Source organism: Amycolatopsis sp. CA-128772 (assembly GCF_002904295.1).
In the GTDB taxonomy this organism is placed as follows: domain Bacteria; phylum Actinomycetota; class Actinomycetes; order Mycobacteriales; family Pseudonocardiaceae; genus Amycolatopsis.
Genome location: NZ_PPHG01000099.1, coordinates 1 through 8,199, shown reverse-complemented (window position 1 = coordinate 8,199; position 8,199 = coordinate 1). Strand labels below are relative to the sequence as shown.

9 protein-coding genes are annotated in these 8,199 nt (G+C 74.0%); 2 read left to right on the top strand and 7 right to left on the bottom strand.

Going from position 1 to position 8,199, the window contains the following annotated elements:
• Positions 1 to 508: class F sortase (locus tag C2L59_RS46025; protein ID WP_233224093.1), on the top strand; the 508-nt coding region annotated here is incomplete at its 5' end.
• Here C2L59_RS46025 and C2L59_RS46020 read toward each other — a convergent pair.
• The 6 genes from C2L59_RS46020 to C2L59_RS45995 form a co-directional block, all read right to left on the bottom strand.
• Positions 505 to 1,608 (bottom strand): LLM class flavin-dependent oxidoreductase, encoded by a 1,104-nt coding sequence (locus C2L59_RS46020; RefSeq protein WP_103355903.1) that lies wholly within the window; start codon positions 1,606 to 1,608, stop codon positions 505 to 507. The two genes, C2L59_RS46025 and C2L59_RS46020, sit on opposite strands and share 4 nt — an antisense overlap.
• Positions 1,605 to 2,615: an ABC transporter substrate-binding protein gene (locus tag C2L59_RS46015; RefSeq protein WP_199199797.1), complete on the bottom strand. Its 1,011-nt coding sequence runs from the start codon at positions 2,613 to 2,615 to the stop codon at positions 1,605 to 1,607. The genes C2L59_RS46020 and C2L59_RS46015 overlap by 4 nt, the downstream gene beginning before the upstream one ends.
• The gene (locus tag C2L59_RS46010) at positions 2,602 to 3,306 is read right to left on the bottom strand and encodes an ABC transporter ATP-binding protein (protein ID WP_103355902.1); all 705 of its coding nucleotides are present in this window, start codon (positions 3,304 to 3,306) and stop codon (positions 2,602 to 2,604) included. The genes C2L59_RS46015 and C2L59_RS46010 overlap by 14 nt, the downstream gene beginning before the upstream one ends.
• Complete coding sequence (locus C2L59_RS46005) at positions 3,291 to 4,106, bottom strand: ABC transporter permease (RefSeq protein ID WP_103355901.1); 816 nt, start codon at positions 4,104 to 4,106, stop codon at positions 3,291 to 3,293. The genes C2L59_RS46010 and C2L59_RS46005 overlap by 16 nt, the downstream gene beginning before the upstream one ends.
• A gap of 125 nt (positions 4,107 to 4,231) precedes the next feature.
• Positions 4,232 to 4,942, bottom strand: coding sequence for an MBL fold metallo-hydrolase (locus tag C2L59_RS46000; protein ID WP_103355905.1), 711 nt, complete (start codon positions 4,940 to 4,942; stop codon positions 4,232 to 4,234).
• Positions 4,943 to 4,952: 10 nt separating this feature from the next.
• Complete coding sequence (locus tag C2L59_RS45995; protein WP_103355900.1) at positions 4,953 to 5,903, bottom strand: zinc-dependent alcohol dehydrogenase family protein; 951 nt, start codon at positions 5,901 to 5,903, stop codon at positions 4,953 to 4,955.
• Between the two features lie 66 nt (positions 5,904 to 5,969).
• On the opposite strand from C2L59_RS45995, the gene C2L59_RS45990 reads away from it, so the two are divergent.
• Positions 5,970 to 6,539, top strand: coding sequence for a TetR/AcrR family transcriptional regulator (locus C2L59_RS45990; RefSeq protein ID WP_233224092.1), 570 nt, complete (start codon positions 5,970 to 5,972; stop codon positions 6,537 to 6,539).
• On the opposite strand, the gene C2L59_RS45985 is transcribed toward C2L59_RS45990, so the two are convergent.
• Positions 6,471 to 7,634: a hypothetical protein gene (locus C2L59_RS45985; RefSeq protein ID WP_103355899.1), complete on the bottom strand. Its 1,164-nt coding sequence runs from the start codon at positions 7,632 to 7,634 to the stop codon at positions 6,471 to 6,473. The genes C2L59_RS45990 and C2L59_RS45985 overlap by 69 nt on opposite strands.
• Positions 7,635 to 8,199 lie beyond the last annotated feature (565 nt).

Below are 8,199 nucleotides of genomic sequence, written 5' to 3'. Positions count from 1 at the left end.
GCCGCCGTCCGCGCCGACGCCGGCGGCGACCGGGCCGCAGCCGCTGCCCGCCGCGGCCGACGTCCGCCCGGTGCGGCTGCGCATCCCCGCCATCGGCGTCGACGCGGCCGCCCTCGTCCCGCTCGGCCTGGGCGCGGATCACCAGCTGGCCGCGCCGGCGCGGTTCGAGGACGTCGGCTGGTACGCCGACGGCCCGGTCCCGGGCGACCCGGGTCCGGCGGTGATCGCCGCGCACGTCGACTCCCGCGCCGGGCCGGCGCCGTTCTTCCGGCTGCGCGACCTGCGCGACGGCGACGAGGTGTTCGTCGCGCGTTCCGACGGTCAGGAAACGCGGTTCGTCGTGGACGCGGTCCAGCGGTACCCGAAGGACGCGTTCCCGACCGGCGCGGTGTACGGGCCCGCGCCGGGCAGCGCCCTGCGGCTGATCACCTGTGGCGGCCGGTTCGACGCGGCGAAACGTTCGTACCGCGACAACATCGTCGTCTACGCCTCGACCCGCTGGGGCTAGGACTCCTTCAGCAGCCCGCGCCGCGCCAGCTCCGGCCGGACGCCGTCGCCGAACCAGTACGCCTCCTCCAGGTGCGGGTAGCCCGACAGCACGAACTCGCTGACGCCGACGCTGTGGTACTCCTCGATCAGGTCGGCGACCTCCTCGTGGCGGCCGACCAGCGCGGTGCCCGCGCCGCCGCGGACCAGGCCGACGCCGGCCCACAGGTTCGGGTGGATCTCCAGGCCGCGGACGCCACCGTCGGTGCGGCCGCCGTGCAGGGCGACCATCCGCTGCTGCCCCACCGACTCGCTCGCCGCCAGCTGCGCCTGGGCCTTGGCGACCTGCTCCGGGCTCAGCGCGTCCAGCAGCTTCTGCGCCTCCGCCCAGGCTTCGGCCGAGGTGTCGCGGGAGATCGTGTGCAGCCGGACGCCGAACCGGATCGGCCGGTCGCCGGCCAGCTCCCTGACCTTGCCGATCTTCTCCGCCACCTGCGCGGGCGGCTCGCCCCAGGTCAGGTAGACGTCGGCGTGCCGGGCCGCGACCGGCAGCGCGGCCGGCGACGAGCCGCCGAAGTAGATCGGCGGCACCGGGTCCGGCGCGGCCAGCGTCGTCGCGCCTTCGACCCGCAGGTGCTCGCCGGTGAAGGTGACCGGCTCGCCCGACCAGACGCCGCGCACGATGGTCAGGAACTCGTCGGTGCGCGCGTACCGGGCGTCGTGGTCGTGCCAGTCGCCGAAGCGCCGCTGCTCGACCGCGTCGCCGCCGGTGACGATGTTGAGCAGCACCCGGCCGCCGGACAGGCGCTGGAACGTCCCGGCCATCTGCGCGGCCAGCGTGGGCGAAATGACCCCCGGCCGGAACGCGACCAGGAACTTCAGCCGGGTCGTCTCGCGGATCAGCGCGGCCGTGGTGAGCCACGCGTCCTCGCACCAGGTGCCGGTCGGGGTCAGCACGCCTTCGAAGCCCTGCCGCTCGGCGGCGCGGGCGACCTGAGCGAGGTAGTCCAGGTCCGGCTGACGCTGCGCCGACGGGCCGGCGGACCTGTTCGCGTGGAACCGTTCCACGATCGTGCGGCCGTCGCCGCTGGTGGGCAGGAACCAGTGCAGCCTGATGCTCATCCGTTGCTCCTCGCCTGGTCCAGGTCGGGACCGAACCGCCGGTCGACGAAGGCGGCGAAGTCCACCTTGCCGGGCAGAGTCTTCTCGTCGGTGAAAGCGTCCGCGAGCTGCTGTTCGGCGGCCACCACGGCGTCGTCCAGCACGATCGGCAGGTCGCGGCCCGCCTCGACGGCCTTCCGCGCGACTTCGAGCTTCAGCCCGGTCTCCCTGGCCCACGCCCGCGCCCACTCTTCGCGGTGCGTGTCGGCCCACTTCTGCGCCTTGACCACGCGGACGGCGAAGTCGCGCAGGGCGGAGTTCTTGCCCGGATCGCCGAGGGCGGCCGTGCTCGCGGTCAGGAAGCCGAGGCCGTTCGACGCGCCCCGGCCGTCGGCCAGCACCCGCGCGTGGGCTTCGATCTGCGCCTGCGCGGTGTAGGGGTCCCAGATCGCCCAGGCGTCGATGGTGTGCTGGGTGAACGCGGCGTAGGCCTCGGACGGCTGCAGGAAGCTCAGCTTGACGTCCCTGGTGGACAGGCCGTTGCGGTGCAGCGTGTTCAGCAGCTGCCCGTGCGCCGAGGTGCCCTTGGCGACGCCGATCGTCTTGCCCTTCAGCGAAGCGACGTCCTGCAGCGGCGAGTCCGGCGGGACGAGGACGGCTTCGCGCTCGACGTTGCTGCGCGACACGCTGATCACCTTGATCTTCGCCTTCGCGGCGGCCGCGAAGATCGGCGGGGTGTTGCCGACGCGCCCGGTGTCGATCGCGCCGGCCGACGCGGCCTCGAGCAGCGGCGGGCCCGAGGTGAACGTCGCCCATTCGATCTTGTACGGCGCGTCCTGCAGCAGGTTCGCCGCGGTGAGGAGGGACTTGACCCCGCCCTTCTGGTCGCCCACCTTGAGCGTCACCTTCGCCAGGTCCGCCGCGCTCACCGCGGCCGGCACGGCGGCCGGCCCGTCGCCGGTCGCCGTCCCGCACGCGGACACCACCATGGCGGCCGCGACGGCCAGGATTCCCTTACGCCACTGCATCTTCGGTCACTCCCAAGTCGGCCAGCACGCGGCGGCGGAGGTCGTCGTGGTCGTCGGCTTCGCGTGGCCGGTGGGCGGCGACGATCCGGCCGCCGTCGAGCACCAGCACCCGGTCGGCCAGCCGCAGGGCTTCGTCGACGTCGTGGGTCACCAGCAGCACGCCCGGCCGGTGCCGCCGCCAGAGGTCCAGCACCAGGCCGTGCATCGCGATCCGGGTCAGCGCGTCGAGCGCGCCGAACGGCTCGTCGAGCAGCAGCAGGTCGGGTTCGCGCACCAGCGCGCGGGCCAGCGACACGCGCTGGGCCTCGCCGCCGGACAGCGTGAGCGGCCAGTCGCCGGCGTGCTCGGCCAGGTGGACCTCGGCGAGCGCTTTCCCGGCCAGCGCGCGGTTGCGGGACTTCGTGACGCCGTCCTGGCGCAGGCCGAGGACGACGTTGCGCCAGACCTTCCGCCACGGCAGCAGCCGCGGCTGCTGGAAGGCGACCGAAACGGTTCCGGTGACCTTCGCGGTGCCTTCGACGTCCGCGTCGAGGCCGGCCAGGACGCGCAGGAGCGTCGACTTGCCGGAGCCGCTGCGGCCGAGCAGGGCGACGAACTCGCCGCGCCCGACGGTCAGGTCGAGTGCGGTGAGGACGGTCCGGTCGCCGAACCGCTTGGTGAGGCCGGCGACCTCGGCTACCGGGTTCGCCACCGCAGCACCTTCCGTTCGAGCAGCCGGACCAGCGCGTCGGTGACCAGGCCGAGCAGGGCGTACAGGACCAGCCCGACGACCACGACGTCGGTGCGCAGGAATTCGCGGGCGTTGGTGATGAGGTAGCCGACACCGGCGTCGGCGTTGACCGTCTCGCCGACGATCAGCGCGAGCCAGGCCAGGCCGAGCGACTGCCGCAGCCCGACGAGGGTCTGCGGCAGCGCGCCGGGCAGCACGACGTGCCAGAGCCGTTCCGCGCGGCTGAACCCGAGCGCCCGCGAGGCTTCCACGAGCGCCGGATCGGCGCCGCGGATTCCCGAGTGGACGTTGAGGTAGAGCGGGAAGGCCACGCCGAGCGCGACCAGCACGATCTTCGTCTCCTCGCCGATCCCGAACCACAGGATGAACAGCGGGATCAGGCCGAGGAACGGCAGCGTGCGCAGCATCTGCACCGGCGGGTCGACCAGGGCTTCGCCCCAGCGGGAGAGCCCGGAGACGACGCCGAGCAGCAGCCCGGCGACAGCGCCGAGCGCGAACCCGGCGCCGACCCGGCCCAGCGACACGGCGAAGGCGGCACCGAGTTCGCCGCTGCGGGCGGCTTCGATGCCCGCCTGCACGACCGTCCACGGTGCACTGAGCTTGTCGGGCGGCAGCACCCCGGTCGCGCTGGCGAGCTGCCAGGCGGCGAGGAGCACCACCGGGCTGATCCAGCGTTTGAGATCGAGGCGCCGCGGGCGGCGGCGTGGCCGGGCGGCGGCCGGCCGGGCGCGCGTGAGCACGCCCGTGGTGGAAATCGACACGGATTTCTCCCGGGGACGGGGATTTCTTCGATGGCGTGGCCCCGACCTTCCGGTCCCCGGGAAGTGAAGTCAATCCGCGCCCACTCCGTGAACTCCCCCTGTTTCAGCCCGTGGAACGCCTTGGCTCAGCCGCCGAACATGACCTTCCATTCGTCGAGCGAGCGCGGCCGGTAGACGAAGTTGGTGCGCTTGACGTCGGACAGCGCGGCCGACGGCTCGGCCGAGTACTGGTGCCCGGGGTAGACGACGGGATCCCCGGGCAGGCCGGCGAGCGCCTGCAGGCTGCGGTAGATCTCCTCGGCGTCCCCGCCCGGGAAATCGGTGCGGCCGCAGCCTTCGAGGAACAGCGTGTCACCCGAGACGAGCTTGTCCTCGACGAGGAAGCACTGGCTGCCCGGCGTGTGCCCGGGCGTGTGCAGCAGCCGGATCGGGATGGCACCGACCTCGAGGACGTCGTCGTGGTCGTGGGCGCGCAGGTCGGTCCCGGACACCCCGGTGACCCGCCGGACCCATTCGGTCTCGGCGCCGTTGACGTGGATCGGCACCTGCTCGACCGCGAGCAGCTCGGCGATGCCGGGCAGCGAGAAGCCGAGCATCTCGCCGCCGACGTGGTCGGGGTGGTGGTGGGTGGCCAGCACCCCGGTGAGCCGCATCCCGTCCTGCGCGAGCACGTCCAGCAGGTCCCCCACGGCGTAGGCGGGATCGACGACGACGGCGTCCCCGGTCTCCCGATCACCGATGAGGTAGGCGAAGTTCACCATCTGCGTCGCAACGGGATCCCCGACGGCGAAGTCCCGCCCGGCGAGCAGCTGCCGGAAGTAGAGCCGATCAGTCATGCCGGACACCCTACGGGCCGGCCGGCGTGGTGAGCACGATCCGGCCGAACACCTCGCCCGCGTCGAGCTTGCGGTGCGCCTGCGCGGCCTGCTCCAGCGGGAGCACCTCGTGCACCACCGACCGCAGGCCGGCGGTGAAGAGCCCGGCCGTCGCCGCCGTGCGGTCGGGGGTCGGGACGGTGTCCGCGCTGAAGGTCGCGAACGACCACGACTTGCGGAACGCCGTGAACAGCGCCTGGCCGAAGTCCGCGGGCGGGGGGCCGGCGACCGCGCCGACCGCCACCAGGCGCCCGTTGGGGTTGAGCCGGCCGAAGAACGCCGGGAGGTCCGGACCGGCCACCACGTCGAGGATCACGTCGAAGCCGCCGGCTGCCCCGCCGGCGCGGTCGAGCACGTCGGTCGCGCCCAGTTCCCGCAGGCGCTCGCCCCGATCCGGCGAGGACGTCGTCACCGCGATCGTCTTCGCGCCGCCGCGGGCCGCGAGCTGGACCGCCATGATCCCGATGCCGCCGGCCGCGCCGCGGACCAGCACGGACTCGCCGGGCACGAACCGGGCGTGCCGGAGGCCGAACTGGGCCACCATCCCGGAGCTGCCGAGCGTCACCGCATCGACGGGCGACAGGCTCTCCGGCAGCGGGACGAGCGTCGCCGCCGGGGCGACGGCCTGTTCGGCGTAGCCACCGCCCGTGCCGGTGAACGCCCAGACGCGCCTCCCGAGCCAGGACGGGTCGACGCCGTCGCCGGTCCCGGTGACCGTGCCGGCGATCTCGCCGCCCAGGACGTGCCCCGGTTCGAAGCCGTACGCGGCGAGCGCGCCGTTGCGGATCAGGACGTCGACGCCGCCGACGCCGATGGCCTCGGTCCTGATCAGCACCTGCCCGCCGGCCGGGCGCGGGACCGGCCGGTCCACCACCGCCAGCCCACCGGGACCGCCGAACACCTGCACCGCCACTGCCTTCACGATTTCCTCCGATCGTCGACGACGGACGGTAACGGACGCCCCCGTCCGGTTGGCTAAAGTGAGGGAGTGACCGAGGTTTTGCCTCACTCCCTGCGTTCCGACGCCCGCGACAACCGCGAACGCATCCTCGAGGCGGCGCGCGCGGTGTTCGCCGCCGACGGCCTGACGGTGCCGATGCGGCGGATCGCCCGGCGCGCGGGCGTCGGCCCGGCGACCCTGTACCGCCACTTCCCGACGAAGGAGGCGCTGGCCACCGAGGCGTTCGCCGGCCAGATGCGCGCGTGCTACGCGCTCGTCGACGAGGGCCTCGCGGACCCCGATCCGGGGCGCGGTTTCACCTCGACCGTCTCGCGGTTGTGCGAGCTGCACGCGCGGGACCGGGGCTTCACCGCGGCGTTCACGGCGGAGTTCCCGCACGCGCTGGACTTCGCGGCCGACCGCGAACGGGCGGTGCAGTCGATCGCGGAGCTGACCCGCCGCGCCCGGGAGGCCGGCCACCTGCGCGCCGACGTCGAACTGGACGACGTGATCCTGGTCCTGATGGCCAACAGCGGCCTGCAGGGCACGTCACCGGCCGCGCGGGTCGCGGCTTCCCGGCGCTTCGCCGCCCTCGCGATCCGGGGCCTGCAAGCCTGAGCTTGCCCAGAGGTGGACGTCTCCGCGGTGCAACGCGGCGTACACGCGGTCTCTGAGGACGTTCGCCTCGGCGTCGGACAGTGTCCGGTCCAGCGGGCGGAGCACCAGGCGGACGAGGAGGTTCTGCTGGTCGCGGCGGGCGCCGAGCCGGGCGAGCGCGGACGCGGGCAGGTCCGCGCACGGCGTCTCCTGCCGGATCTCGACCGATTCGACGACGTCGGCTTCGTCGCCGAGGGCGTCCCGGACCCGGTCCCCGAGGTCTTCGGCCCGGTCGTCGGCGGCGACGGCGATGGAGAGGTCGCGCCGCACGGGCGGCAGGGCCGACACCGGCCGGTAGGGCGCGAGGTCCGCCATCTGCGCGGCGACAGCCGGTTCGGCCGAGCGCAGCAGGCGGATGTCGGGGACGCCCTTGCGCAGCATCAGCATCCGGTCGAGGCCCATCCCGAGCGCGAGCCCGGACCACGCGCTGCCGACCCCGGCTCTTCCGAGGACGGCGGGATGGGCGAGCCCGCATTCGGCGACTTCGACCCAGCGCCCGTCGTGCTCGACGTCGACCTGCGCACCGTCCACAGTGTACGGATGCCGCCGCGGTTCGAGCCGCCACCGCCGGCCGGGCACGAGCGCGGCGACCATGTCTTCGAGATCGGGCCGGGTGAGGGGGCCGCGGGTGATCCGCCAGAGGTCGAGCTGGTGCGGCGTGCCGCTGTGCAGCCGGTCGATGCTGTCCCGCCGGTAGACGACGCCGGGGCAGACGAGCAGGACGTCATCGGCGGGACTTCGGGCGAGGTGTCGCAGGGCCGCGGGGATCATGGCGCTGGAGTGGCTGCGCAGGACGTGGGTGGCGTCGACGTACCGGGTGTAGCGGGCGTCGCGGGTGACGTCGCCGGGGTGGTAGCCGAGGTGGTCGTAGTTGTCGGCCACGGTGACGACCCGATCGCCGCGGCACCACCGGACGGAACAGGACCACAGCCCGGCGAGGGCCGCAACGGCCTCCTCGACGACGAGCTGGACGGCATGCGCCCCACCGGCGGGATCGGCAAGATCCCGGACGGCGAGGGCGTGGGCGAGCTGGGCGGGGGTGAGCAGTTCGGGCACGACGGGACCTCCAGGGCGAGCGGACGGGGACGGTTCCCCCTGGCCCGGACGCCCGGCGAGGTCAGTGCGGTGCGCGGAATCGGCGGCGCTGCTCAGGGAGCGCGCGTGGACGTGGCACCGGAACCCCGCTGGCACCCACGAAGGGCCAGGGGGCCGGTAAATCGGCGGTACTCCGCAACGACGGCCACAATTCCAGGGTAACGGTGCCCGCCACCCGGTTTCCCGGCCGAGACGAGGCTCGCCGACCCGACGCTGCGCCGACCCGACGGCCGACGCCAGCCCGGACCGCCGCGGCTCAGCCGACCCACGGCTCAGCCCTGCCCCACCCGGCCCGGCCCGGCCCGGCCGACTCCAGCTCGGCCCGCCGCAACTCAGCCAATCACAGCTCAGCCCCGCCCCACCCAGCCCGGCCAACTCCGGCTTGGGCCGCCGCAGCTCAGCCAACCGCGGCTCAGCCCCGCCCGCCTTGGCCCGCCGACTCCAGCCCGGGCCGCCGCAACTCAGCCCACCACGGCTCAGCCCCGCCCGGCCGCCCCGGCCGGCCGTCACTCAGCCCGCCCCGCCC